Source organism: Pseudoduganella sp. UC29_106 (genome assembly GCF_044055365.1).
Taxonomy (GTDB): Bacteria; Pseudomonadota; Gammaproteobacteria; order Burkholderiales; family Burkholderiaceae_D; genus Rugamonas.
On record NZ_CP171977.1, the window covers coordinates 5751078 to 5775632 of the forward strand.

Genomic DNA, 24555 nt, shown 5'->3' on the forward strand with positions numbered 1-24555 from the left:
ATTACCTCTGCATGAAATCGGGGCCGCCCAGCAGCATGGCGGCGCGCAGTTTGTCCGGGCTGGCCGCCACCAGGGCGGCAGTGCGCGGCGTGATGGCCGGGCCGAGGGCGGCTTGCAGCGCCTGGGCATCGGAGTTCGTCGCAAGCGTGGTGGCGAAGGCGATGCGGCGGCTCAGGGCATCCGGATTGAGCCAGGCATCCTGGGTATTCTTGTAGCCGTCAGGAGTCTGGCAGCCATACAGAGGCTGGCCGAGGCGGCTCAGGGTACCCAGCATGGGTTTCACGTCCGTCACCGGCGCGGCGCTGGCGCGGGCGGCGGACACGACGAACTGGTATGGCGTCTTGAACTTGGCGTTGGCCGCCGCCTGGTCCATGAATTCCGGGCTGGTAAACATGGTGCGCAGCACGGAGCGGATATCGCCGCCCGTATCGCGCCAGGTGCGCGCCATGCGCTCGACCAGCGCCGGCGGCGGTTCATCGGCCACGAAGTACTGCGCCAGCTTGGCGCTGATGCGGCGCGCGGTCGACGGGTGGGCGGCCAGCACGTCCAGCGCCATTTCGCCCTCGGCCTGGCCGCGGGGCGCAATAGTCATGCCCAGCCACTGCTTGGTCCCGTTATCGTGGCGCTTGGGATCGAACACGAAAGTCTCGTTCCGCTGCACCATGCGGCGCGGCGCGTAGGTCCAGCCGGTCAGCATGCGCGCCAGCTCGGTCACATCCTTCTGCTTGTAGCCATTGTCCACGCCCAGCGTATGCAGTTCCATCAGCTCGCGGGCATAGTTCTCATTCAGGCCATCGGCCTTCGACACCCAGTTATCCAGGTAATGCAGCATGGCCGGGTGCTTTGCCGTGGCAGCCAGCAGGTCGCGGAACTTGCCGAAGACGTGGGGACGGATGGCGTCACGCTCATAGCTGGAAACCAGTACGCGGTCCTGGCCCTTGCCCTGGAAGACGTTGAAGTGGTTGAACCAGAAATCCACCATCACCTCTTCCAGCTGGCGCGGGCTCTCCACCGCGCGCAGCAGGCGGGCTTCAGCGGTTTCCGCAACCAGCTTCGCCACGGTTTCACGGCGCATGTCCTGGGCGGCGTCTTTATCCTCCTTGGCCATGGCACGCACCTGCTGGAACTCCTCCAGGGCCTGGCCGGCCGTCAGTTTCTGGGTCTGCAGCCCATCCAGGCGTTGCGCCAGCGCCGCAGGCAGCGGCGGCGGATCGAGTTGTTCATCGATATAGCGTTGCACGCCCATTTGCGTGACGCGCTCGATGTCCCCGGGGCGCGGCCCGTAAGCCAGGCGGTTCAGGACATGCAGCGCTGCCTGCTCTCCGGCCAGCGGCGCGGCGTGGGCAGGACTCAGGACAGCCGACGCGGCGAGGGCGGCAGCCACTATCCAACGTTCCATAACGTTATCCCTAGTTGATGGAGAGATTTTCTTTATACGCTTGCCGCGCCACGCTGCCAAATACTGGTTTGTATCGGGATGTTAATTGCTTGATTTGTATGCTTAAATGATTGATAGCCTCAACTTTTGGTGAATTTTGACGCTATATAAAACGATAACGTTTCGCAGAAAGTAAGAATGGAGAGAATCAAGCGCACACTGGCCGCCGCGGCAGCCCTGGCGCTGTGCGCCTGCGGCGTGCAGGGGCCGGCGGCCAGGGTCGCGTCCGAAGCGCCGCCGCAGTGGCAGGCGCCGCTGCCCCATCACGGCAGCATGGCGGAGCTGGCGGAATGGTGGCGCAGCCAGGGCGACCCTTTGCTGGTGCAGCTGATCGAGGCGGCGCAGGCGGCCAGTCCGGACATCGCCGCCGCCGCTTCCCGCATCGCCCAGGCCCGTGCGGAACGCGTGGCGGCCGGCGCCGCCCTGGTGCCTGACCTGACCGCCGTGCTCACGTCCACCCGCTCCAGCCAGCAGCAGGCCAATATCCCCACCAACACCACCAGCCAGGCCCTGGTGCAGACGCAGTGGGAAATCGATGTGTTCGGCGGCGTGCGCGCACGGCGCAATGCGGCCCAGGCGCGCCTGGAAAGCGCACAAGCCGGCTGGCATGAGGCGCGCGTGGCGGTGGCGGCCGAAACGGCCAACCAGTATTACGCCTTGCGCGCCTGCGAGCGCCTGCTGACGGTGGCGCGGCTCGATGCCGCATCGCGCTCGCATACCGCGCGCCTGACCGATATCAGCACCAAGGCCGGTTTCCAGTCCCCAGCCAATAACGCCCTGGCGCGCGCCAGCGCGGCGGACGGCAGTAACCGCGCCGCGGCCCAGCGCGCCGTCTGCGCGGTGGAGCTGAAAGTGCTGGTGGCGCTCACCGCCCTGCCCGAGGACGAGTTGCGCGGCAAGCTGGCCGAGGATTCGGCCACGGCGCCGCTGGCTCCTGCGGCGGGCCTCGCCATCAATACGCTGCCGGCCCAGTTGCTGGCCCAGCGCCCGGACGTGTTCACGGCCGAACGAGAGGTGGCCGCCGCCAGCTTCGAAGTGGCCGGAGCGCGCGCCGAGCGCTTCCCGCGCCTCACCCTGACCGGGTCCGTGGGCCGCGGCAATATCCGCGCCGGCGGCGAAAGCGTTACCGCCAATACCTGGCAGATCGGACCGGTGACCATGTCCCTGCCGCTGTTCGACGCCGGCGCCCGCCGCGCCAATGTGGATGCGGCGCGCGCCCGTTACGACGCAGCCGTCAGCAGCTACAAAGGCAGCGTGCGCAAGGCGGTCAGCGAAGTGGAACAGGCCCTGATCAACCTGCAAAGCACGCAGGAGCGTACGGGCGACGCGCAGACCGCGCTGGAGGGCTATCGCAACTTCTTCCAAGCCACGGAAGACCGTTACCGCAATGGCCTGGCCAGCCTGCTCGAACTTGAGGACGCCCGCCGCACGCGGCTGGCGGCAGAAAACACGGTGGGTAAACCTGCAGCGCGAACGCAGCGCTGCCTGGATCTCCCTGTACCGCGCGGCAGGAGGCGGCTGGACCGCCCCGCCCGCACAATGACAATGGAATCGCGCATGAATACCCACCACGCCCCCAAGGGCCGACGCCCGAGACAGCACCGCGCCACCGACTGCGTGCTGGCCGCGCCACCCGTTATCGCCCTATTCCTTGCGGCCCTGAGCGCCGGCATCGTGCTCGCCCCGCATCCGGCGGCGGCCGATGACAAGAAGGCCGAGGCGCCGCGCCCTGCGCTGACCGTGACCACGGCCCGCCCGCAAAAGACCACGCTGCCAATCCGCCTCACCGCCAACGGCAATGTGGCGGCCTGGCAGGAAGCGATCATCAGCAGCGAGTCGAACGGCCTGCGCCTGGCCGAGGTCTATGTGAACGTGGGCGACGTGGTGAAAAAAGGCGAGCTGCTGGCCCTGTTCAATGCGGACACCGTGAACGCGGACGTGGCCCAGGCCCGCGCCGCCCTGATCGAAGCCCAGGCCGCGGCGGCCGAAGCGCGCGCCAACGCCGAGCGCGCGCGCTCCATCGAAAACACGGGCGCCCTGAGCGCCCAGCAGATTTCCCAGTACATGACCGCCGAGGCGACCGCCAACGCGCGCATCGCTTCCGCCCGCGCCGCGCTCAATGCGCAGGACCTGCGGCTGAAATACACCAAGGTCGTGGCCCCCGATGCCGGCGTGATTTCCTCGCGCAGCGCCACGGTGGGCGTGGTCGCCGGCCCCGGCACGGAACTGTTCCGCATGATCCGCCAGGGCCGCCTGGAATGGCGCGCCGAAGTTACTGCGCCCGAGCTGCGCAATGTGCGCATCGGCGCCAATGCCGTCGTCAAGGCGGCCAACGGCAGCGAGCTGACGGGCAAGGTGCGCATGGTGGCGCCCACCATCGATCCGCAGACGCGTTCCGCCCTCGTTTATGTGGACCTGCCGCCCAACACTGCAAAGCAGGCGCCGTTCAAGGCCGGCATGTTCGCCAGCGGCCAGTTCGAACTCGGCTCCTCGCAGGCGATGACGGTGCCGCAGCAGTCGGTAGCCGTGCGCGATGGCTTCAGCTATGTGTTCAAGCTGAATAACGACCAGCGCGTGAGCCAGGTCAAGGTGCAGACCGGCCGCCGCCTCGGCGAGCGCATCGAGGTGCTGGGCGGCCTGCAGCCGGACACCGTGATCGTGGTCGGCGGCGCCGGCTTCCTCAACGACGGCGACCTGGTTCGCAACGCGGGTGCGCCCATCACGGGCAGCGCCGCCGTATCGGACAGCAAGCAGGCCTCCCGCTAAGGAAGCGCCATGAATTTCTCCGCCCTCTCGATCAGGAACCCCGTTCCTGCGATCATGCTCTTCATCCTGCTCACGCTGGCAGGGCTGCTGGCCTACAAGGCCAATCCGGTGCAGGATTTTCCGGACATTGAACTGCCGATCGTGAACGTTTCCGCCTCCCTGCCCGGCGCCGCACCGGCCCAGCTGGAAACGGAAGTGGCGCGCAAGATCGAGGACTCCGTCGCCTCCCTGCAGGGCGTGAAGAATATCTACACCAAGGTGCTCGACGGCGTGGCCAATATCATGGTCGAATTCGTCCTCGAGAAAAACACCTCCGATGCAGTCAACGAGGTGCGCGACGCCGTCACCCGCATCAAGGCCGACCTGCCGGCCGAGCTGCGCGAGCCCGTGGTCAGCAAGGTGTCCACCGCCGGCCGCGTGGTGCTGACCTTCGTGGTCGAAGCCAGGCCGGACGCCGGCCACGACAACCAGGACCTGAGCTGGTTCGTCGATAACACGGTGACCAAGCGCCTGCTGGCCGTGCAGGGCATCGGCCAGGTCAAGCGCGTGGGCGGCGTTTCGCGCGAGATCCGCGTGGAGCTGGACGACGAGCGCATGGCGGCGCTGCGCGTCTCCGCGCTGGATATCTCGCGCCAGCTGCGGCTGGTGCAGAAGGAAGCGCCGGGCGGGCGCGGCGACGTCAGCGGCGCCGAGCAATCGGTGCGCACCATCGCCACCGTGCAGACGGCGGAAGACCTGGCGAAGATGGATATCCCGCTCAGCAACGGCCGCCACGTGCGGCTGGAACAGGTGGCTACCGTGACGGACACCGTGGCCGAGCCGCGTTCGCTCGCGCTGCAGGACGGCAAGCCGGTGGTCGGCTTTGAAATCTTCCGCACTAAGGGCGCCAGCGAAACCCGGGTGGCAGCCGATGCGCGCGCCGCCATCGCCGAGCTGCGCCAGAAGAATCCAAACATTCAGATCACCCAGTCCATCGACAACGCCGTGCCGGTCGAGGAAAACTTTAAAGCGTCGATGGAGCTGCTGTACGAAGGCGCCGTGCTGGCGGTGCTGGTGGTGTGGTGGTTCCTGCGCGACTGGCGCGCAACCATTATCGCCAGCGCCGCCCTGCCCCTTTCCGTGCTGCCGGCCTTCCTCGGCATGTACTGGATGGGCTTTACGCTGAACGTGGTCACCCTGTTGTCGCTGGCCCTGGTGGTCGGCGTGCTGGTGGACGACGCCATCGTGGAAATCGAGAATATCGAACGCCACCTCCACATGGGCAAGTCGCCGATGCAGGCGGCGATGGAAGCGGCCGACGAAATCGGCATGGCGGTCATCGCTACCACCTTCGCGCTGGTCGCCGTGTTCCTGCCCACTGCCTTCATGGGCGGCATTCCCGGCAAGTTCTTCAAGCAGTTCGGGTGGTCGGCCGTGCTGGCCGTGCTGGCCTCGCTCGTGGTGGCGCGCCTGTTGACGCCAATGATGGCGGCCCACTTCCTGCGCCGCACCGTCAAGACCCATGAACCGGACAGCTGGCTGATGCAGCGCTATATGACCACGATGAAGTGGTGCCTGAACCATCGCGGCATCACGGCCATTGCCTCGGCCGCCTTCTTTGTCGGTTCCATCCTGCTGGCCGCTCTCCTGCCGACTGGCTTCGTGCCGGCGGGCGACCGCTCGCAAACCCAGGTCAGCCTGGAACTGCCGCCCGGCTCCACGCTGGCCAATACCAAGGTCATCGCCGAACAGGCGCGCCAGGCGATCATGCAGGTGCCGGCGGTCAGGCACGTATTCAGCTCCATCGGCGGCGGCTCGTCCGGCGACGCATTTGTACTGGGCGCCGCTCCCGAAGCGCGCCGCGCCGTGATGACCATCACCACCAAGCATCGCGGCGAACGCAGCGAGTCGATGGGCCGGATCGACAGCGCGATCCGCGAGAAGCTGGCGCCGATTCCCGGCGCACGCTTCACCGTCGGCCCGCCGGATTCAGGGGTCAAACTACAGCTGGTGCTGCGCTCGGAAGATCCGCTGGCGCTCACGCAGTATGCGCGCGCCGTCGAGCGCGAGTTGCGCACGCTACGCGGCATCGGCAACGTGACATCCAGCGCCTCGCTGGTGCGGCCCGAGATCATCGTGCGGCCGGACTTCGCCAGGGCGGCGGATCTTGGCGTGACCGCCAACTCCATCGGCGAAACCGTGCGCGTGGCCACGGCCGGCGACTATGATTTCGACCTGACCAAGATGAACCTGCCGGAACGCCAGGTGCCGATCCGCGTCAAGCTGCCGGACGCAGTGCGCGCCGACCTCGATGCGCTGGGGCGGCTGACGGTCCCGGGCCGCAACGGCCCCGTGCTGCTGGCCACCGTGGCCGATATCTCGGTGCAGAGCGGCCCGGCCCAGATCGATCGCCTGAACCGCGCTCGCAACGTCACGCTGGATGTGGAACTGGGCGGCCGTACACTGGGTGACCTGACGGAGGAGGTGTACCAGCTGCCTGCCATGAAGAGTTTGCCGGCCAGCGTCACCACCACCGAACTGGGCGACACCCAGGAGATGCAGGGCCTGTTCGTCAGCTTCGGCATTGCGATGGTGATCGGCGTGCTGTGCATCTACGGTGTGCTGGTGCTGCTGTTCCACGACTTCCTGCAGCCGATCACGATCCTGGCGGCGCTGCCGCTGTCCATCGGCGGCGCCTTTGTTGCGCTACTGATCACGCGCAATGCGCTCTCCATGCCATCGCTGATCGGCCTGATCATGCTGATGGGGATCGTGACCAAGAACTCCATCCTGCTGGTCGATTACGCCATCCTGGCGCGGGCGACGGGCATGAGCCGCTTCGATGCGCTGGTGGACGCCTGCCACAAGCGCAGCCGCCCTATCCTGATGACGACCATCGCCATGGGCGCCGGCATGCTGCCGCTGGCCCTGGGCTGGGGCGCCGACCCCAGCTTCCGCTCGCCGATGGCCATTGCCGTGATTGGCGGCCTGATTACGTCCACGCTGCTTAGCCTGCTGGTGGTGCCTGCCGTGTTCACCTATGTCGACGACCTGGAGCAATGGATCTATCGCACGGTGCGCAAGCTGCGCCGCTCGCGCCATGTTGCGCCGGCTGTTCCCGAGAGGAGAATGTAAATGGATGTCAGCATCGTTGAACTCGAGCCGGTGCGCGTGGCCTACCTGCGCCACACCGGCGAATACGGCCCTGCACTGAATGATTTCTGGCGCAAGGTCGTGCAGCCGTGGCTGGCCGCCAATGGCCTGCAGGGCCGCGTCACGTATGGCGTGGCGCTGGACGACCCCCGCACCACGCCGGCCGATCAATGCCGCTACGATGCCTGCGTTGCGGTGGACAAGGACTATGTCGCAACCGCGCCAGCGGCGCTGGAGACCATTCCAGGCGGCTGGCATGCCAGCACACGCTATTCCGGACCGGCGTCAGGCATCGGCCGGGCCTGGGGCGAATTTTATGGCAAGGTGCTGGGCGAAATGGGCCTGCGCGACCGTCCGGGCGCCTGCTTCGAGCGCTATGCAGCGGACTTCAAACAGGACCCGGTGACCGGCGCCTTCGAATGCGAGCTGTTCATCCCTATCGACCGGGACTAGGATTGGCCTGCTGCCAGCCGCCGCCCAGCGCGCGGTAGAGGTCCACGGACGCGGTCAGTAGCCGCGTCCTGAGCTGCAGCCGCGCCACGTCCGCGTTGTACAGCGTGCGCTGGGCATCCAGTTCTTCCAGGTAGGACGCATAGCCGTTGCGGTAGCGGTTGCGCGCAATGCGCAGCGTTTCGGCCGCCGTTTCGCGGCGCGCGTCGTTGGTCACCACCTGTTCCCTCAGCCTGTAGATGGCGCCGATGCCGTTTTCCGCTTCGGCGAAGGCGTTGCGCACCGTGCTTTCGTAGGCGAAGATGGCCTGGTCGCGCTGGGCCGCGGCGGAGTCGGTCTGCGCCTGCACGCGGCCGCCTTCGAACAGCGGCGCCGTGATGCCTGCGCCGAAGCGCCACAGATTGATGGGCGAATGCAGGAAGTTGCTGAAGTCGGTGGACTGGATGCCGTCCGTGGCCGTCAGGCGGAATGAAGGCAGCAGCTGGTCGCGCGTGGCCTGCAGGCTGGCGTTGGCGGCGATGACCGATTGCTCGGCCCTGGCGATGTCCGGCCTGCGGCGCAGCAGTTCGGACGGCAGGCCGGCCGGCACAGGCGGCGGGACCAGTTCGGCCAGCGGCGTGCCGCGTGCGATCGGGCCGGGATTGCCGCCGGTGAGGAAGCTCAGCGCGTTCTCTGTTTCGAAGATCTGCCGTTGCAGCTGCGGGATCTGTTCGGCGGCGGTTTCGTATTCAGCCTGCGCCTGCAGCCATTCGAGCTGCGATGTGTAGCCGACTTCGAATTGCTGTTTGGCGAGCCTGCGCGATTCTTCCCTCAGTTTCAGCGTGGCGATGGCCAGTTCCAGCTGCGCGTCGAGGCCGCGCAGATTGAGGTAGGCGTTCGCCACTGTGGCGGCGATGGACAGCGCCGCGGCGTCGGCATTGGCCTGCTCGGCGCGGTAGCTTGCCGCCGCGGCTTCCGTGGCGCTGGCCAGCCGGCCCCACAGGTCGACTTCGTAGCTTGCCTGCAGTTCGGCGACAAAAAGATTGGTGATGTAGGGAACGCCGTTGTAGGCCAGCGTCCTGGCCCGCGCCGGGGCGGCGTTCACGCTCAGCGACGGCAACTGGCCTGCGTGGGCGGCGGCCACCCGCGCGTGGAAGTCGGCGACGCGGGCGCGGGCGACGCGCAGGTCGCCATTGTGCTCCAGCGCGGCCGTGACCAGCGCTGTGAGCGCGCTATCGTTGAAGGCGAGCCACCATTGCTGTTCGACCTGCTGCGCACCGTCGGCCGCCGCGCCATTCGCGCCCGGGCCTACCGCATTGCGCCACTGCGCAGGCACCGCCAGCGTCGCCTGCGGCGGCGCCGCCACTTTCGCCGCGCACCCCGCCAGCAGGAAAGCCATCACCACCGCCGCCGTCCCGGTCCGCAGCGCGTCCCCCTCGGCGCGTGGGCGCTGCGGGCCTGCGGGCGGTACGGTGGACGCAGCGCGGGAGGTGCGGGGCGCGATCATGGATTGCGCCCTTTGCCGGCCGTAGTGGAATCGTCGAGGACCGCGGAGGTGTCGATGCTGACGATGACGGACATGCCAGGCCGCAGCCGCGCGGCAAGCTTCTGGCCGGGGTCAATCCTGATGCGCACGGGAATGCGCTGTGCGATCTTGACGAAATTGCCGGTGGCGTTATCGGCCGGCAGCACGGCAAACTCGGAGCCAGTAGCCGGCGAGATGCGCTCGACAACGCCCGTCAGCATGGCGCCGTTCAGCGCGTCCACCTTGAAGGTCGCCGGCTGACCCACCTGCACATTGGCCATCTGGGTTTCCTTCATGTTCGCAATCACCCACATCTGCGACGGCACGAGCCCCATGAGCTGGGCGCCGGAATTGACGAAGGCGCCCTTGCGCACCGTGACCTGCCCCAGCTGCCCATCCTGCGGCGCGGTGATGTGCGTGTTATCAAGGTCCACTTTGGCGGCCTTCAGCGCCGCTTCGGCATTGGCCACCGCCGCCTCCAGCGCGGCGCGGTTCACGGACACCGCCTGCGCCTGCTGCTTCGCAATCTCCACATTGGCACGCGCCTGCGACACGGCGGCCACCGTCTGCGCGCGGGCCGCACGCTGGGCGTCCTGCTCGCGCAGCGACAGCGAACCGTCCGACGTCAGCTGCTCCACGCGAGACAGGTCCGCCGCCGAGCGCGTCGCCTGCGCCTGGGCATTGGCCAGCGCCGCCTCGTTCAGCGCAATCGTGGCTTCGGCGCTGCGGCGCGACTGCTCCCAGTTGGCCAGGGCCGCCTTGGCGCCGGCCAGTTGCGCCTGCGCCTGCTCGTAGCGCTGGCGGTAGGTGCGCTGGTCGATTTCCACCAGCAGGTCGCCCTGCTTCACCAGCTGGAAGTCCTGCACCTTGACGTCGGTGACATAGCCGGAGAGCTGGGTGCCGATCACCGTCACCTGTCCGCGCACCAGGGCGTTTTCGGTGGAGACGATCGGGCTGCTGAACGGCGGCAGGCGCCAGGCGTACAGCACGATCAGCACACCGATCAAGGCGATCAGCGCGAAGCCGGCGCCGGCCATCCACTGCTGGCGCGTGTCCGGCTGGGGCGATGCAGGTGGCGCGGCTGGCGGCGCGGCCGGCGCGGCGACGACTGGCGGCGCGGGAGATGCCGGCGCAGGCGGCACAGGCTGGGCGGGCGGCGGAGGCAGGTTATTGTCGTTTGGCGTCATTACGATCCGGAGTTAGAGAGTGAGACACTGGCCATGCCTGTCTGCGCATTCTGCGGCGGCACCACGGGACGGCAAGCCGTGCACCATTGCCAGAAATAGTGCACCGCCATCCAGACCAGCGTGCCACAGGCGACATAGAAAATAATCAGGAACACGTCGTTATAAGCCAGCACATTCGCCTCGCGCGTGGCCGCCGCGCCCAGCGATGCCACACCCTGGGCATTGCGCAGCGCCGGGGTCGGACAAGGCGCCGCCCAGCGCCGCGCCCGAGCCCTGGATGCGCGCCGCCACAAGCGGATCGAGCAGGGTCAGCTCCTCCACCAGCTGGCTGGAATGGAATTTCTCGCGCACCGACTGCAGGGTGCCGATCAGTGCCGAGCCAAGCAGGCTGCCCAGGTTCTGCGTCATCGAAAACATCAGCGAGAACGAGATCAGGTTGCGCGGCTGCGCGATCACCGCGCCGAAGCCGGACACGAAAATCGGCCCGATGAAGAAAGTGCCGCTGTACGCCAGCAGGAACTGGCTCAGGTACATCTGCTCGGGACGCGTCAGGCTGGTGGCGCGCGAATCCATGAAAGCGCCGATAGCCATCAACGCCAGCGAGAACATCAGCATTTCCTGGATGCGCGCGGGCGAAATAAACAGGGCGCTGGTGACGATGCCAAGGAAACTCCCCAGCAGCACGATCAGCCACAGCGTATCCATCTGGTCGTTGTTCAGGCCCATGGCCTGCAGGAAGCCCACCGAGCCGCCGGCCTCCGACTGCACCACGCGGATCAGCAGCACGGACAAGGCCAGGCGCGTCATATTGGCCGTGGTCAGCCAGCGGATATTCAACAAGGGATTCGAGCGGTTATGCTCGATGATCACCGCCGCCGTGCCGAGAATGATGGCGCCCACCAGGCTCCAGCCTATCCATGGCGCCTCGAACCACCACACGGTGCGCCCCAGCGCCAGCACGGCGCACAGCAGCGCCACGCCGGGCGCGAACAGCGCAAAGGTCAGGAAGTCCAGCTTCTCGAAAGCCTTCACCCGGTCGCCCGGCGGCAGCTTAAGCATCAGCACGCAGCCCAGCGACAGCAGCGCCATGCCCAGCTCGAAGGAATACAGGCCGCGCCACTCCGCAATGCGCAGCAGGTCGGACGAAAAAATGCGGGCCAGCGGCAGCGCCAGCTGAGCGAAGCCGACGCCCAGCACCACGCCCTTCAGCCGGTGCTGGGCCGGAAACGCCTGCAGCACGTAATACAGGCCCAGCACCGTCAGCGCCGCGCCGCTGATGCCGTGCGCCGCGCGCACCGCGATGGCGGACGCCAGGCCGTGCACGAACAGGTGGGCCAGCGTGACCAGCGCATACAAACCCAGGAACAGCTCCGTGAACAGGCGCAGGCCGAACTGCTGGCGAAACTTCACCAGCAGCAGGTTCATGGACACGTTGGCCATCACATAGGCCGCGGGCAGCCACTGGATCTCGGCCTGGAACACGCCCAGCGAACCCTGGGCATACAGGAGATTGACGGTGACCAGGGCATTGCCCAGGCCACCCGTGATGGCGACGATGAAGCCGACCAGCAGATAGGCGATGCGCCGCGGCGTGGAATGCAGCGGCGTGGAAGGCGAACCCGGAAGCAGCGGGCGCTCGTGGGGAAGCCAGGTCTGTGGTGCGTAAACATCCATGCGTTTCGCTCAGCTCTGTCGTCGTCTTGACGACAGGATACCACCACAGACCGGCTTCGACTTCACACTTTCGGGGGGTCGGACTCGCGCTCCCAGATGCGGTGCATGGCCAGCGCCTCGCGGAAGGCCGCCAGCGCGCCGGACAGGTCGGCCGCCTCGGTGCCGATCACGCCGCGATCATGGCTGCCGTCGGGCAGCGTAGCCGGAATGCCGGCCGCCGCCAGCAGCTGGGTGCCCTCGCCCACCACCAGCATGGGCTTCAGGTGGCGGTATTGCAGCCGCACGAACTCCAGCGCCTGCGCGTCGGCGGCCAGGGTGGCGCCGGCCTGGGCGCCATCCGGGATCACGACCGCGTCCCACAGCGGCGCAGGCATCGCTTCCAGCGACACTTCCACATCCAGCGTTCCGCCATTCATGCCCTTCACCCGCCCCATGTTCGGGCCGACCAGGCGCGGCACGGCGCCATCGGTCAGCAAGCCCTCGTAAATGCTGCGCACCGACGCATCGTCCGTGCCGTTTGCGACCAGGATGGCCACGCGCCGCGACCGGATGCCGCGCTCGCCCGGCCGCGCCATCAGCGACAATGGCGGCGAAGGCTGGTATTCGGGCGGCTGGCCCGTCATCGCCGGCGGCGACGGGTCCGGCAGTTCCATGCCCAGGCCGTCCGCCACGGCGGTGGCCAGCATCAGGTCGACATTGGCGAGGTTGGCCACCATGCGGCGGCGCACGGCCGGGGTCTGAACGCGCGTCAGCTCGAAGCGGAAGCCGCCCACGATATGCGATTGCTCCACCGGCGTCTGGCTGATCCAGAACAGGCGGGCCTGCGAGTAGTGGTCGGCAAACAGTTCGGGCTTGCCGCGCACCTTGTCTTCCTCGATATGTTCGGTGAAGCTGATGAAGCCCATGCGCCCGGTCTGGAACGGGCAGCCGCCGCCCAGCGAGTTCGGCTCGTAGTTCACGCGGCCGCGGTGGATGGCCTGGCGGTGCATGCCGTCGCGCTGGTTGTTGTGGACCTGGGCCACCGGCGCGTTGATCGGGATTTCATGGAAGTTCGGCCCGCCCAGGCGGCTGATCTGCGTGTCCACATAAGAGTGGATGCGGCCCTGCATCAGCGGATCGTTGCTGAAGTCGATGCCGGGAATGATGTGGGCGGTGCAGAAGGCCACCTGTTCGGTCTCGGCAAAGAAATTATCCGGATTGCGGTTCAGGACCATGCGGCCAACCGGCTGCAGCGGCACCAGTTCCTCCGGCACGATCTTGGTCGGGTCCAGCACATCGAAGGGGAACTGCGCGGCCTGGTCTTCGGTGAAGACTTGCAGCGCCAGCTCCCACTCGGGATAGTCGCCTGCCTCGATCGCTTCCCACAGGTCGCGCCGGTGGAAGTCCGGATCGGCGCCGCTGATGCGCACCGCCTCGTCCCACGCCAGCGAGTGTGTGCCTTGCAGGGGCGACCAGTGGAACTTGACGAAGACGGACACGCCGTTCGCATTCACCATGCGGAAGGTGTGCACGCCGAAGCCCTGCATCATGCGGTAGCTGCGCGGGATGGCGCGGTCGGACATGGCCCACATCATCATATGGGTCGATTCCGGCGTCAGCGAAATGAAATCCCAGAAGGTGTCGTGCGCGGTGGCCGCCTGCGGCATGGCGAAGTGCGGCTCGGGCTTGGCGGCGTGCACCAGGTCCGGGAATTTCATCGCATCCTGGATGAAGAAGACCGGGATGTTGTTGCCGACCAGGTCCCAGTTGCCTTCTTCCGTGTAGAACTTCACGGCGAAGCCGCGCACATCGCGTGCGGTATCGGTGGAACCGCGTTCGCCGATCACGGTGGAGAAGCGGACAAAGACGGGCGTGCGCTTGCCTGCGGCCGAGAATGGCGCGGCGCGCGTGATGTCGCTCAAGTCCTTGTAGCTTTCGAAGTAGCCGTGGGCGGCCGAGCCGCGCGCATGCACCACGCGCTCGGGGATACGCTCATGGTCGAAATGGGTGATCTTCTCACGCAGGATGAAGTCTTCCATCAGCGTGGGGCCGCGCAGGCCGGCCTTCAGCGAATTCTGGTTATCCGCAACGGGCACGCCCTGGTTGGTAGTCATTCCGCGGCCGCCCGCATCGGTGCGCACGCGGTCGAGCGGGCCGTTATTGGGGTTTTCGCCCTGCGGCGGCAGGCCGTCGCCGACCTTGGGCGAGGCATTGCCTTCGCTGGCCGTGCTGGCAGTGGCGACCGGCACGCCGGGCTTGGCCGATTGGCCGGGCGCGGGCGTGCGCGCGGCATCGCCATATTCGCCGGCCTTGTTGGCGTTGTACGGCATCTGATCGGCCAGATCGCTGCCGCCGGCCACCTTCTCGCGCAACACCTCCGTGGCCGGATCGGGGCTCCCGGTCCGGTCAGGAGGTGCTGAGTTGGAAGGCGCGGAAACGGTGCTCAGGACGGAGCCTGCCCGTCGGTGGACGACGGGTCCTGTTTTCGCGTAGCCATCGGCTTAGTGCTTGCGCATGCCGAACAGTTTGGAAACGGCATAACCGGCGGCCAGTGCCACCAGTACCGATGTGGCGGGGCTCTTGCGCACATAGGTGCGGCCGGATTCGGCGAAGCGCTTGTAGGCGACGCCCAGGGTTTCGCGCTTCTTGTCGAGCGTGTCGCTCATGCGCTCAAGGCCGTCGGCCATCTTGTCGACGCCGGCGTGGGCCTGGCTGGCCAGGCGCTCGGCAGCGGCCGGGATTTTCTCATTGGCCTTGTCGATCGCGCTGTGCAGGTCCGAGCGGGTGTCGGTGCGCGTTGCGTCCTTGCCGATGTTGCTGATATTGGAGTCAGGTTTTCCGAAATTGGTATCCATGGCGATGTCCCTTCAGTGATGAGTGTGGATCGGGTGCATGGACAAAGATAGGCCGATCAGCTCACAGAGACAGTGCGCCACCTAACAATCAACAATCGCGCGCGCCACCGCGGTGGCGCTGCGCCCTTACCCCTTACTTCAAAAACTCCACCAACGCCGGCACCACCACCTCCGGCTTCTCATCAATCAGCCAATGCCCCGAGCCCGCGATGACTTTCCCGTCCACGTCATTGGCCACCAGTTTCGCCTGATCGATCAGGAAGGTACCGCTCGCCTTCTCGCCGGTCAGCACCAGCATCGGCTGCGTCAATTTCGTTTTCGAGAATTCAGCGAAGTCCTGTGCATCCTGCTCGAAGTTCTTGAAGTACTGGAAGCCGGCGCGCATGCCGTTGGGCTGGGCGTAAGACTTCGTGTAGAGCTGGCGGTCCGCTTCCTTCACCGATTTCGTCTTGTCGGCCGCGAAGTCGTTCCAGAAGTGCTCGAAGTAGATGCGCTCGCGGCCTTTGACCAGCGCGATCGCGGTTTCGCCGTGGAAGTGGAAGTGCCACAGGTCGCGCAACAGCCACACGTTTTTCCAGTCACCGACGCCGGGCAGGAAAGCATCCATCAGCGCGACCTTGCTGGTGTCGGCCGGATATTGCGCGGCATAAGCGTAGGCCACCATCAGGCCAATATCATGGCCGACAACCGCGGCCTTTTCTGTGGTGACGCCGGTGACCAGTTCGTGAATGTCCCTGGCCATATTCTTCTTGTCATAGCCTTCATCTGGACGATCCGAGCCGCCGGCGCCGCGCAGGTCCGGCACGATCACGGTATGGGTTTTCGCCAGGTCGGACAGGATGGGCTTCCACATATGGCCGGTCTGCGCATAGCCGTGAATCAGCACGACCGGGCTGCCCTTGCCGCCGATCTGGTAGTGGATTTTCGTACCGTTGACTTGCACGGTCTTGTCGACAAAGCCCGGCGCATCAGCGGCGCTGGCTGCGCCGAAAACGCTGACGAGGGCTGCTGCTGCGAGGGTGCGGGACAGGATGCTCATGATTAATTCTCCATTCAGATTTAGCGCCACCGGCGGCGGCACTGCTGTTAAGAGAACTTTAGTCATTACATTCAACGAAATCAACGCATCAAGAATAAACAAATCATTCAGTTTTTATGAATACGCCCGCCAGCGCGTAGGGCGGATCATTGATCCGCCGTGCATGCGCTGCGACAGCGCCAAACACGGGCACAATATGTTCGCCAGCCCACTGCAACTCGCCCCGGAATATGTCACCCTTAGCTCGCACGTAAGAAGCGAGGAGCAGCCATGTTTCCAGTTTCCGCCATCAACGACACCACCACGGCGCCCACGGCGGCCGGGCCAGTGAACGCCCTGCCCAGCGCAGCCCCAACTGCGCCAACGCCCACCGCAACCGATGTCTCCGACGTCTCCACCTTCGGCCAGGTGCTGTCCGCACTGGCCCTGTCGCAGCGGCGGCTGCGCGATCTCGCGGCCGCGAGCGGCGCAACGGCGCCGCCTGATCTGGCGGCCGAGCTGGACGCGGTCGTGCAATCGCTGGCTGAAGCCTTCAACACCGGCGCCGCCACGCCAGCCTCGCTGCAGCTCTCGCAAGCGCTGCAAACCCAGCAGGCCGGCCTGGCCCAGCTCGGCGTAGAGCTGACGCCATCCCAGCTCGATCCGGGCGCCACGGTCCTGGGCGTGGACCGCGGCGTGCTGCGGCGGGTATTCGAGTCCAATCCGCAATCGACCCTGGTCACGCTCAGCGGCGCGGCGGCCGCCCTCGCTCAGGCAGCGGCCAGCGCGGCGCCGGCAGTCGTTACTGCGGCACAGCTGCCGCCCGATACGGCGGAGGTTCCAGGTGCAGCCAATGATCTCGCCCTGCTGGACGCCATTGCCACTGCCGCACCGCAGGGGCAGACGGAAGCCCAGCGCACCGCCACCTTGCAGGCGCAGGCAACTGTCCAGCAGCAGGAACAGCAACGGCTGGACCCAGCACGCGCCGAACAGGCGCGCCTCGAAGCGCAGCGCCTGGCGACCACGCAGGAGGAAGCCAATCTCGCCGAGCAGAGCCGCATCGCGCGCCAGGCGGCGGAGCGTTTGCAGACGACGCGCGAAGTGGCGAACGCCCAGCTGTCCACTCGCGAAACCGGGGACACGCAGCAGCAGCGCGTGGCCGAAGCGCAGGCGGCCACTGCACGCCAGCTGACCAGCACCCGCGAAGAGGACGCCGCGGCGCAGGCGCTGGCCGACCGTCTCGCCGCCGAGCGCCGCACCGGCGTGCAACAGCCCGCGGCGCAGCAAGTCTCCCCGCGCGAGGCCGCGCAACGCACCGCGGCACAGCAAACGACCCAACAGGCCGGCGCGGCGCAGCAGGCGGCCCTGCAAACCGAGGCCACGCAGCTCGGCCAGACGCGGACGGAACGTGCCGCCGCAGAGCGTCTCGAATGCAGCGCGGCTGGCAGTGGTCGAACAGTCGGCGCGGGCCGAGGATGCCGCGGCGGCGGCGGCACGCCTCGCCCAGGCACGGCAGGCGGCTATTGATGAATTCAACGCAGCGCAGCAAGCCGTGGGCGACACCGCCGCGCAGGCAAACCGGCTGCGCGATACGCGCACGGCGCAGGAGCGTCTGCAGCAGGCCGAGGCCGGCACACGCGCGAACGCGGATCGTCTGGGGCAGCCCGACCTCGCATCCCGGCAGGCTTCCGCCGAGCAGGATGAGCTGCGCCTGGCCGGCCAGCGCGAGACCTTGCGGCGCGCGCAGGCCGCTGCAATTGCGGCCGACCAGGGCACACGCACGGCCGCCGACAATACGGCGCGGCGTACAGCGGCAACGCAAGCGTCCGACAGTGCGCAAGCGGCGCAGCGGGCCGCGACGGCGTCGGAATCGGCTGCGGCCGAGCAGGCGCGCGTTGACGCGCAGATTGCAGCGCGCGAGCAAGCCGCGCAGACAGCGGCTCCCAACCCTGCCGCGGCGGGAGGCGCCCCAGCCCCAGGCGCTACCGGCACGGCCGGCACTACGGCAGCGCCGCAGGCGAAGCCAGCCGCCCGGCCCGCAGGAGGCGGCGCGCAATCTGGCTGCCAACCCCAATATTTCCGCCGCGGTGGCGGCCTACCGCACAGGCGACATCGCCGCAGCCTCAGGACGTTCTCCCGGACCCGCGCCGGCGGGCGAAGTTGTGCCGGCCGTGCAGGCAGTCACCCGCGTTCACGGCGCCTTGCCAGTGCAAACGGGCGAGCAAACGAACCGCCCACTTGTACCCCCGCCAACATCGGCTGCACCGCCCGCCACGACCACCGCACCGGCCGCGCCCGCCAACGCTGCCAGCACCGGCCAATCCGGCACCCCGCCCCGGCGCTGACCGGCGGCCCCGTTGTGCGCCGGGCACACACAACGCAATTCTTGTAACAGTCGGGCATTCCCAAGGGAAACTCTGTAATAATCGGAGGCATGAATCCCGGTAAGCGCGCCTTCCTGCTGCAATTCCCCCTGCTACTCGCGTCACTGATTGGCCTACCCCAGGCGGGCGCGCAGCCGCAATCGCAGACGGTAAGCCTGATCATGGGCGAGGCGCTGGACGAAGCGGGCCGCAGCAAGCCGCTGCGCGCCTGGCAGCGCAAGCTGTTCGATTACCTGGAGGGAGAGCTGAACGTCAGCTTCGACTTGAAACGCTATCCCTGGCCGCGCGCCGAACGCCATGCCATCAATGGCGACGGCCTGATTTTCGGCCTGCCGAAGAGCGCGGAACGTGAACGGACGCTGCGCTTTTCCGAGCCCACCGTCAGCAACACACTCTGGCTGGTGACGCGCAGCGACCAGACTTTCGCCTTCAATTCCATGGCCGACCTGCGCGGCAAAAAGATCGGCGCCGTGCGCGGCTACGGCTATGGCGATGAATTCGAACGCGCGCGGTCGGCCGGCCTGTTCCGCGTGGAGGACGACTTACCTTCGCGCGCGATGCGCCTGCAACGTCTGCTGCTCAAGCGCGTGGATGCCGTGCTGCTCTACCAGCCGAACTGGCAGACCGCGGCCGAATTCGAAGCCGAACTGCGCGCGCAGGCGGCGCCGCTGGCGAACGACCTGCGGCTGCCGCCGGACATCACCCTGAGCGTCCTGCCCCGGGCCGTGCAAATGGAGACGCCGCTCTACTTCGCGATCGCGCGCGGGCGGGACGACGCGTTGATCGACCGTATCAATCAGGCTTTGCTCAAGCAGCAGAAACAAGCCTCACTGCGCAACCGGCGCAGCTAGCCGGCTGTCCTGGCACACATCGACGCAGGCGCGCCGCTTGCCCCGGATTCAGGATTGTGGATAATCACGCAATTAACAAAATACGGGAGACTCCTGATGAAACTGAAACACTCCGCCGGCATGCTGGCCCTGATGGCGCTCGCCGCGTCGGCCTCCGCCCAGGACCTGGTGGTCAAGATCGGCCACAGCGGTCCTCTGTCCGGCGCACAGGCGTTTTCCGGCAAGGACAATGAAAACGGCGCCCGCCTCGCCATCGAGGAGCTGAACGCGAAACCGCTCACCGTCGGGGGCAAGAAGGTCAAGTTTGAACTGGTTTCGGAAGACGACCAGGGCGACCCGAAGGCCGGCGTGTCCGTGGCGCAGAAGCTGGCGGACAGCGGCGTGAAATACGTGGTCGGCCCCTACAACTCCGGCGTGGCGATTCCCGCTTCACGCGTCTATAACGACGCCGGCATGCTGATCGCGCCAGTGGCCACCAATCCCAAGCTGACGCAGCAAGGCTACAAGGGCATCTTCCGCATTAACGCCAGCGATACCCAGCTGGGTTCCAAAATGGCCGAATACGCGGCCGGTGAACTGAAGCTGAAAACCGTGGCCGTGATCGACGACCGCACGGCCTTCGGCCAGGGCCTGGCCGAGGAATTCAAGAAAAAGGCGCGCGCTTCGGGCATGACTGTCGCGGGCCATGAATACACGACGGACAAGGCGGTGGATTTCACGTCCATCCTGACCAAGCTGAAGTCGAAGAATGTGCAAGCCATTTTCTTCGGCGGCTATGCGCCGCAGGGCGCGCCGATGACACGCCAGATGAAGCAGCTGGGCATCAACGCCAAACTGCTGGGTGGCGATACGATCTGCACGGCGGAGATGGGCAAGCTGGGCGGCGATGCCGTCGGCGACAACGTGCTGTGCGCGCAGGGCGGCGCCTTGCTGGACAAGGCTTCCAGCGGCCCGGCCTTCAAGGCCAAGTTCAAGAAGCGCTTCAATACGGATCCGGATGTGTATGCGTCCGCCTATTACGATGCGGTGCAGATGTACGCAGCGGCCATGGCCAAGACCAATTCCGTTGATCCTGCCAAGGTGGCGGCCGAGATTTCTTCGGGCAGCTACAAGGGCGTTTCCGGGACCTATGCGTTCGACGCCAAGGGCGATATGAAGTCCTCGCCCGTGACCGTGTTCGCATTCAAGAACGGCCAGCCGGCGCCGATCGCCAGTTATTGAGTTTCACTGTCCAATGATGGGGCTGGCCCCGAAGGGGCTGTAGGGCGGATCATATGGGGGCGCCCAGCCCCGCCGTGCACAGCCACGAACATCAACCCTCGCCGAGAATCGCCCGATTGCGCTTCTCAATCGACTCCAACGTCTTCTCGGTCGCCCCCGGCCCCGGTACCGCGCGCACCTCATGCAAAGCTAAAACCCGCTCGCCCACCCGCGGCCCCACCGGCTCAATCGGCAACCCCGTGCTGTGCTCCACCAATTTGATCGGCGCCTCGTGTCCCAGCCACTGGTCGCCCCACTGCATCAGCGCCACCAGCACCGGATACAAAGCCTTCCCTTTCGGCGTCAGCACATAAGCGCAGCGCTTCTCGCTCCCTTCGGCCACTACCCGTTCCAGCACTCCATTCTCGATCAGGCTGTTCAGCCTTGAAGTCAGCACATTGCGCGCAATGCCCAGGCGGCTCTGGAAATCGTCGAAACGCGTCGTGCCGAGCATCGCTTCGCGCACGATCAGCAGGCTCCACCACTCGCCGACCTGGTCGAGCGAGCGGGCAATGGAGCAATTCATCCCATCGAAAGTTTTACGGTACATGGGCTTCATCTTAGCACATTAGTTGCGTCAAACAACTTTTGTGCTATATTCAGTTTCATCACGAAACTTTTTCGGATTTATTCCATGGACAAAAGACTACTTTTCCTTGCCTCCGGCATGTTCGCGCTGGGCACCGACAGCTTTGTCGTTGCCGGCATCCTGGCGCCGGTCGCCGCCTCGCTGCACATTTCGGTATCGCTGGCCGGACAGATGGTGACCATCTACGCCCTGAGTTATGCCCTGCTGTCGCCGGTAATCGCCGCAGCGGCCGCCAACTGGCCGCGCAAACAGCTGCTGCTGGCCGGACTGGCAGTTTTCGTTCTCGGGAATGTGATCACGGCGATCGCGCCGAATATTGAACTGGTGCTGGCGAGCCGCTTCCTGGCGGGACTGGGAGCGGCCATGTTCAGCCCTACCGCCACCGCAGCCGGCGCCGCCCTGGTGCCAGCGGAGCAGCGCGGACGCGCACTCGCCATCGTAGTGGCCGGCCTCTCCAGCGCCACGGCCCTGGGCGCGCCGCTCGGCACCTATATCGGCGGCCTGTTCGACTGGCGTGCGACGATGTGGTTCGTGTCAGCCATCGGTGCACTGGCTTTCATCGGCCTGGCCACGCTGCTGCCCGCCATTCCGACGCCGCCGGCCGTGAGCCTGAAGCGCCGTCTCGAGCCGCTGGGCGATGCCCGCGTGCTCCTCACGCTGCTGACCACCGGGCTGGTTTATTCCGGCGTGTTCCTGGTCTACACCTACATCAGCCTGGTTTTCGACCGCGCCACCGGCGGCAATGGCAGTGTGCTGTCGGCCCTGCTGCTGACGTTTGGCGTCGCTTCACTGGCCGGCAACCTGCTCGGCGGACGCCTGACTGACCGCTTTGGCAACCGTCCCATCATCAATATCGCGATCATCGTGCTTGTGGTGGACTTCGTGCTGCTGCCATGGACGTCGGCTTCGTTGCCGACTGCGGCCGTGGCGCTGGTTGTTTGGGGCGTTGCCGGCTGGGGCATGATCGTGCCGCAGCAGCACCGCCTGATCGGCACCGCGCCTTCCGCCGCGCCGCTGCTGCTCGGACTGAATGCGATGGCGCTGTACATCGGCGTATCGATGTCCGGCCTTCTCGGCGGCGCCGTGATCAAGCTGGTCAACGCTCACTCGCTCGGCCTGGTCAGCGCCGTCTTCATCGGCACCGCCCTGTTCGTCGCCGAAGCCGCCCAGCGCCGCATCGCCGGTTCCACGCCACCCGCCGCCGCCGTCGCCGGCTGATCCCCGCCCCTCCCCGCGCCCGCGGACGCCAGCCTCCCAGCGTCCGCGGACCACCTGCATGGGGTGTGTATCCCGATTTCGACAAACTCCACAAACCACCTTATTCGTCCTCATTTCTCCTCAAACGTCCATTTTTCTCCATTTTTTTGTCCAAGCTGAGACAGCCAGGGCATCGACACTCCTATTGCCGACATAGTGGGCAAAGCCCACCATGCCTGGATTGCGGCGGCCGAAGGAAAGGACCCGGCCGCCAAAGCAGGCTGCTATTTCCTAAGATCCTACATGGCAGCGAGCCGCAGCCCTGCGAGGTCCAGCGCAGCACGCCAGCCGGCGCCATGCCCATCGCGATCCTCGGCTAGCGGAAGCCACGCACGGCGTGCACGCGCGCGAAGTGCTGGTGACGGCCCGTCGCACGCAGCGGGCATCCATGCATCGAGATCGCGGACAACGGGCCTGGCGTGTCCGACGAGCTGGCCGCGCGCATCGCAACGGCGGCACAGTCCGCCACGCCCGCTCCTCACCGGCGGCGCCCGCTTCGTGCTGACCTTCTGGATCTGCGCTATATCAAAACGCTTACCCGATTCCGTGCGATGCTGGAATCTTAGGTGGTGCATAATTGAAAACAATCGGAGGACATCATGGACTTCTCCGCATTAAGCGCACACAAATATGCGAAGCGCCTGTCCGAAGCAGGCGCTCCGCCAGAACAGGTGGATGCGCACGCAGACTTTGCAGGCGAGGTCGTCAAAATCATCTCGGCGCGGGACACGGTAATGGAAACGAAGTGGGCAGAAAACTCGCTTGAGCATGCGCGGCTCGAAGCGAGAATTGAATCAAGGATCAGCGAAGCCAAGCAGGACATCATGCGCTGGGTGCTGGTCGTAGTTGGCGCCGGCGTGGCAATTCTCGCCACGCTGATCACCACCACGACCATCCTGCTCAAACTAACGGCTTAAGAGCTCGCTTGCTGGATCAGGTCGCGATGCTGCGCGCGGTTCAGGCGGGGAGCGACAATGGGCACGCTGAGCATGGTGCTGCCGACCGCCATCAACAGCAGCGCGGTGAACGTGCCGTTGGTGATGATCTGCTTATCCAGCAGGATATTGGCGAAGATGATTTCGATCAGGCCCTTGGTCTGCAGCAGCCAGCCGATGATGGAAGCCTCGCCGTCCTTCCACTTCAACACACGTCCCGCAAGATGCACGCCAGCCAGCTTGCCGCCGACGGATGCCACCATGAGCAGCGCGGCGACAAAGAACACCGAATAGCCGCCCAGATCCCATTGCGTGCGCAAGCCCGTGCTGAGGAAGAACACCGGCATCACAACCAGCAGCACATGGCTGTACAGCATATCCATCTTTTTCTGGTCGAACCAGTGCGCGTCCATCACCACGCCTGCGAGGAAGGCGCCGACCATGAAGTGCAGGCCCGCCCAGTCGGAGCCGAAGCTGCACAGCACGAGCCAGATCAGCGCGACATACCAGCGGTCGCCCGGCGACAGCCACGCCATCAGCCGGCGATAAGGCACGGTCAACACGCCGAAGGCGATCAGGAAGCCAACCTGGCGGCCGACGCGCTCCCAGTCCAGCAGAATCAGCGCCAGCACGCCCCAGATCATCACATCATCCAGGCTCGCATAACGCAGGATGCGCTGGCCCATGGGCTGACGCAGGATGTCCAGCTTTTCCATCAGCAGCACGAGGATTGGCAGCGCGGTCACGGCGCAGCCCATGCCGATGCCCAGCATGAACTGCCAGGTGTGCGCCTTCTCGCCAAGCCAGCCCGGATAGAACAGCAGCACCACGGCCGCTGCGCAGCCAAGCAGCAATGGCACGCCCAGCGCCAGGCTGGCCGTGGTCAGGCTCTCGCGACGGTATTGCCACGCCTTTTTCAGGTCCAGTTCAATCCCCGCGATCATCACGAACATCATCACGCCCCACCAGGCGATGCCATTCAGCGCACCAACCACGGACGGATTGAACACGAACTTGTGATATTCCGGAAAGGCTGCTCCCAGCACACCCGGTCCGAGCAGGATGCCCGTGATGATCTGGACGATGACCAGCGGCGCATAATAATCGGTCCGGAAGATGCGCCAGATCAGGAAAGGCACGGTGAAAATCATGAGCATCGCGAGAAGGAAGATCTCGGTGGTGTTCATGTGCATGAGGGTCTCCATTATTGGTAACATGAATTTAGTCACCTATGGTAGCGCTCACAACCGCATCTTGGCAAATTGGAAAGCCAAGC

General features: G+C 66.0%; 20 protein-coding genes and 1 pseudogene. 10 read left to right on the forward strand and 11 right to left on the reverse strand.

Translation table 11 applies throughout. The features are described 5' to 3' along the window. Position 1: 1 nt before the first annotated feature. Complete coding sequence (locus tag ACHMW6_RS28720; protein WP_395402082.1) at positions 2–1399, reverse strand: DUF1800 domain-containing protein; 1398 nt, start codon at positions 1397–1399, stop codon at positions 2–4. Between the two features lie 177 nt (positions 1400–1576). Here ACHMW6_RS28720 and ACHMW6_RS28725 point away from each other — a divergent pair. The 4 genes and pseudogenes from ACHMW6_RS28725 to ACHMW6_RS28740 all read left to right on the forward strand — a co-directional run. Beyond that, positions 1577–2830, forward strand: a pseudogene (locus ACHMW6_RS28725) (efflux transporter outer membrane subunit); the annotation flags it as partial. A 279-nt stretch (positions 2831–3109) separates the two neighbouring features. Next, the gene (locus tag ACHMW6_RS28730) at positions 3110–4204 is read left to right on the forward strand and encodes an efflux RND transporter periplasmic adaptor subunit (protein ID WP_395408738.1); all 1095 of its coding nucleotides are present in this window, start codon (positions 3110–3112) and stop codon (positions 4202–4204) included. Between the two features lie 9 nt (positions 4205–4213). Next, complete coding sequence (locus ACHMW6_RS28735) at positions 4214–7318, forward strand: efflux RND transporter permease subunit (protein WP_395402084.1); 3105 nt, start codon at positions 4214–4216, stop codon at positions 7316–7318. Beyond that, a complete protein-coding gene (locus ACHMW6_RS28740; RefSeq protein ID WP_395402086.1) occupies positions 7319–7789 on the forward strand; it encodes a GyrI-like domain-containing protein in 471 nt (156 codons plus the stop codon). Here ACHMW6_RS28740 and ACHMW6_RS28745 read toward each other — a convergent pair. From ACHMW6_RS28745 to ACHMW6_RS28775, 7 genes are all read right to left on the reverse strand, one after another. After that, complete coding sequence (locus ACHMW6_RS28745) at positions 7773–9272, reverse strand: efflux transporter outer membrane subunit (protein WP_395402088.1); 1500 nt, start codon at positions 9270–9272, stop codon at positions 7773–7775. The two genes, ACHMW6_RS28740 and ACHMW6_RS28745, sit on opposite strands and share 17 nt — an antisense overlap. After that, a complete protein-coding gene (locus tag ACHMW6_RS28750) occupies positions 9269–10477 on the reverse strand; it encodes an HlyD family secretion protein (protein ID WP_395402090.1) in 1209 nt (402 codons plus the stop codon). Before ACHMW6_RS28750 ends, ACHMW6_RS28745 begins: the two co-directional genes overlap by 4 nt. Beyond that, positions 10477–10650, reverse strand: a complete 174-nt coding sequence (locus tag ACHMW6_RS28755; protein WP_395402092.1) for a hypothetical protein — start codon at positions 10648–10650, stop codon at positions 10477–10479. The genes ACHMW6_RS28750 and ACHMW6_RS28755 overlap by 1 nt, the downstream gene beginning before the upstream one ends. Then, the gene (locus ACHMW6_RS28760) at positions 10637–12151 is read right to left on the reverse strand and encodes an MFS transporter (protein WP_395402094.1); all 1515 of its coding nucleotides are present in this window, start codon (positions 12149–12151) and stop codon (positions 10637–10639) included. Before ACHMW6_RS28760 ends, ACHMW6_RS28755 begins: the two co-directional genes overlap by 14 nt. A 62-nt stretch (positions 12152–12213) precedes the next feature. Beyond that, positions 12214–14505, reverse strand: a complete 2292-nt coding sequence (locus ACHMW6_RS28765) for a catalase (protein ID WP_395402096.1) — start codon at positions 14503–14505, stop codon at positions 12214–12216. A 126-nt stretch (positions 14506–14631) separates the two neighbouring features. Next, a complete protein-coding gene (locus ACHMW6_RS28770; RefSeq protein WP_395402098.1) occupies positions 14632–14985 on the reverse strand; it encodes a YqjD family protein in 354 nt (117 codons plus the stop codon). A gap of 133 nt (positions 14986–15118) precedes the next feature. Continuing rightward, positions 15119–16024 (reverse strand): alpha/beta fold hydrolase, encoded by a 906-nt coding sequence (locus ACHMW6_RS28775; protein WP_395402100.1) that lies wholly within the window; start codon positions 16022–16024, stop codon positions 15119–15121. Positions 16025–16294: 270 nt separating this feature from the next. Between ACHMW6_RS28775 and ACHMW6_RS28780 the strand changes: the two genes are divergently transcribed. The 4 genes from ACHMW6_RS28780 to ACHMW6_RS28795 all read left to right on the forward strand — a co-directional run bounded on the left by ACHMW6_RS28780 (position 16295) and on the right by ACHMW6_RS28795 (position 20459). Next, positions 16295–17530 (forward strand): hypothetical protein, encoded by a 1236-nt coding sequence (locus tag ACHMW6_RS28780; RefSeq protein WP_395402102.1) that lies wholly within the window; start codon positions 16295–16297, stop codon positions 17528–17530. Positions 17531–17898: 368 nt separating this feature from the next. Then, positions 17899–18348 carry a hypothetical protein gene (locus ACHMW6_RS28785; RefSeq protein ID WP_395402104.1) on the forward strand — a complete coding sequence of 150 codons (450 nt, stop codon included), beginning with the start codon at positions 17899–17901 and terminating at the stop codon, positions 18346–18348. A gap of 89 nt (positions 18349–18437) precedes the next feature. Then, positions 18438–19238, forward strand: a complete 801-nt coding sequence (locus ACHMW6_RS28790) for a substrate-binding periplasmic protein (protein WP_395402106.1) — start codon at positions 18438–18440, stop codon at positions 19236–19238. Positions 19239–19334: 96 nt separating this feature from the next. Continuing rightward, positions 19335–20459 (forward strand): branched-chain amino acid ABC transporter substrate-binding protein, encoded by a 1125-nt coding sequence (locus ACHMW6_RS28795; protein WP_395402108.1) that lies wholly within the window; start codon positions 19335–19337, stop codon positions 20457–20459. A 91-nt stretch (positions 20460–20550) separates the two neighbouring features. Here ACHMW6_RS28795 and ACHMW6_RS28800 read toward each other — a convergent pair whose 3' ends face one another. After that, the gene (locus tag ACHMW6_RS28800; RefSeq protein WP_395402110.1) at positions 20551–21048 is read right to left on the reverse strand and encodes a winged helix-turn-helix transcriptional regulator; all 498 of its coding nucleotides are present in this window, start codon (positions 21046–21048) and stop codon (positions 20551–20553) included. 84 nt (positions 21049–21132) lie between these two features. Between ACHMW6_RS28800 and ACHMW6_RS28805 the strand changes: the two genes are divergently transcribed. After that, positions 21133–22305, forward strand: a complete 1173-nt coding sequence (locus ACHMW6_RS28805) for an MFS transporter (protein ID WP_395402112.1) — start codon at positions 21133–21135, stop codon at positions 22303–22305. Positions 22306–22660: 355 nt separating this feature from the next. On the opposite strand, the gene ACHMW6_RS28810 is transcribed toward ACHMW6_RS28805, so the two are convergent. Next, positions 22661–22813, reverse strand: a complete 153-nt coding sequence (locus ACHMW6_RS28810) for a hypothetical protein (RefSeq protein ID WP_395402114.1) — start codon at positions 22811–22813, stop codon at positions 22661–22663. Between the two features lie 130 nt (positions 22814–22943). On the opposite strand from ACHMW6_RS28810, the gene ACHMW6_RS28815 reads away from it, so the two are divergent. Then, a complete protein-coding gene (locus tag ACHMW6_RS28815; RefSeq protein WP_395402116.1) occupies positions 22944–23261 on the forward strand; it encodes a hypothetical protein in 318 nt (105 codons plus the stop codon). Here ACHMW6_RS28815 and ACHMW6_RS28820 read toward each other — a convergent pair. Next, the gene (locus ACHMW6_RS28820; RefSeq protein WP_395408739.1) at positions 23258–24466 is read right to left on the reverse strand and encodes a cation:proton antiporter; all 1209 of its coding nucleotides are present in this window, start codon (positions 24464–24466) and stop codon (positions 23258–23260) included. The genes ACHMW6_RS28815 and ACHMW6_RS28820 overlap by 4 nt on opposite strands. Positions 24467–24555: the final 89 nt, after the last annotated feature.

Excerpts from the sequence above, each read along its gene's own strand:
- ACHMW6_RS28720 (WP_395402082.1), bottom strand. The coding sequence starts at position 1,399 with ATGGAACGTTGGATAGTGGCTGCCGCCCTCGCCGCGTCGGCTGTCCTG.
- ACHMW6_RS28735 (WP_395402084.1), top strand. The coding sequence starts at position 4,214 with ATGAATTTCTCCGCCCTCTCGATCAGGAACCCCGTTCCTGCGATCATG.
- ACHMW6_RS28740 (WP_395402086.1), top strand. The coding sequence starts at position 7,319 with ATGGATGTCAGCATCGTTGAACTCGAGCCGGTGCGCGTGGCCTACCTG.
- ACHMW6_RS28745 (WP_395402088.1), bottom strand. The coding sequence starts at position 9,272 with ATGATCGCGCCCCGCACCTCCCGCGCTGCGTCCACCGTACCGCCCGCA.
- ACHMW6_RS28750 (WP_395402090.1), bottom strand. The coding sequence starts at position 10,477 with ATGACGCCAAACGACAATAACCTGCCTCCGCCGCCCGCCCAGCCTGTG.
- ACHMW6_RS28760 (WP_395402094.1), bottom strand. The coding sequence starts at position 12,151 with ATGGATGTTTACGCACCACAGACCTGGCTTCCCCACGAGCGCCCGCTG.
- ACHMW6_RS28770 (WP_395402098.1), bottom strand. The coding sequence starts at position 14,985 with ATGGATACCAATTTCGGAAAACCTGACTCCAATATCAGCAACATCGGC.
- ACHMW6_RS28775 (WP_395402100.1), bottom strand. The coding sequence starts at position 16,024 with ATGAGCATCCTGTCCCGCACCCTCGCAGCAGCAGCCCTCGTCAGCGTT.
- ACHMW6_RS28780 (WP_395402102.1), top strand. The coding sequence starts at position 16,295 with ATGTTTCCAGTTTCCGCCATCAACGACACCACCACGGCGCCCACGGCG.
- ACHMW6_RS28790 (WP_395402106.1), top strand. The coding sequence starts at position 18,438 with ATGAATCCCGGTAAGCGCGCCTTCCTGCTGCAATTCCCCCTGCTACTC.
- ACHMW6_RS28795 (WP_395402108.1), top strand. The coding sequence starts at position 19,335 with ATGAAACTGAAACACTCCGCCGGCATGCTGGCCCTGATGGCGCTCGCC.
- ACHMW6_RS28800 (WP_395402110.1), bottom strand. The coding sequence starts at position 21,048 with ATGTACCGTAAAACTTTCGATGGGATGAATTGCTCCATTGCCCGCTCG.
- ACHMW6_RS28805 (WP_395402112.1), top strand. The coding sequence starts at position 21,133 with ATGGACAAAAGACTACTTTTCCTTGCCTCCGGCATGTTCGCGCTGGGC.
- ACHMW6_RS28815 (WP_395402116.1), top strand. The coding sequence starts at position 22,944 with ATGGACTTCTCCGCATTAAGCGCACACAAATATGCGAAGCGCCTGTCC.
- ACHMW6_RS28820 (WP_395408739.1), bottom strand. The coding sequence starts at position 24,466 with ATGAACACCACCGAGATCTTCCTTCTCGCGATGCTCATGATTTTCACC.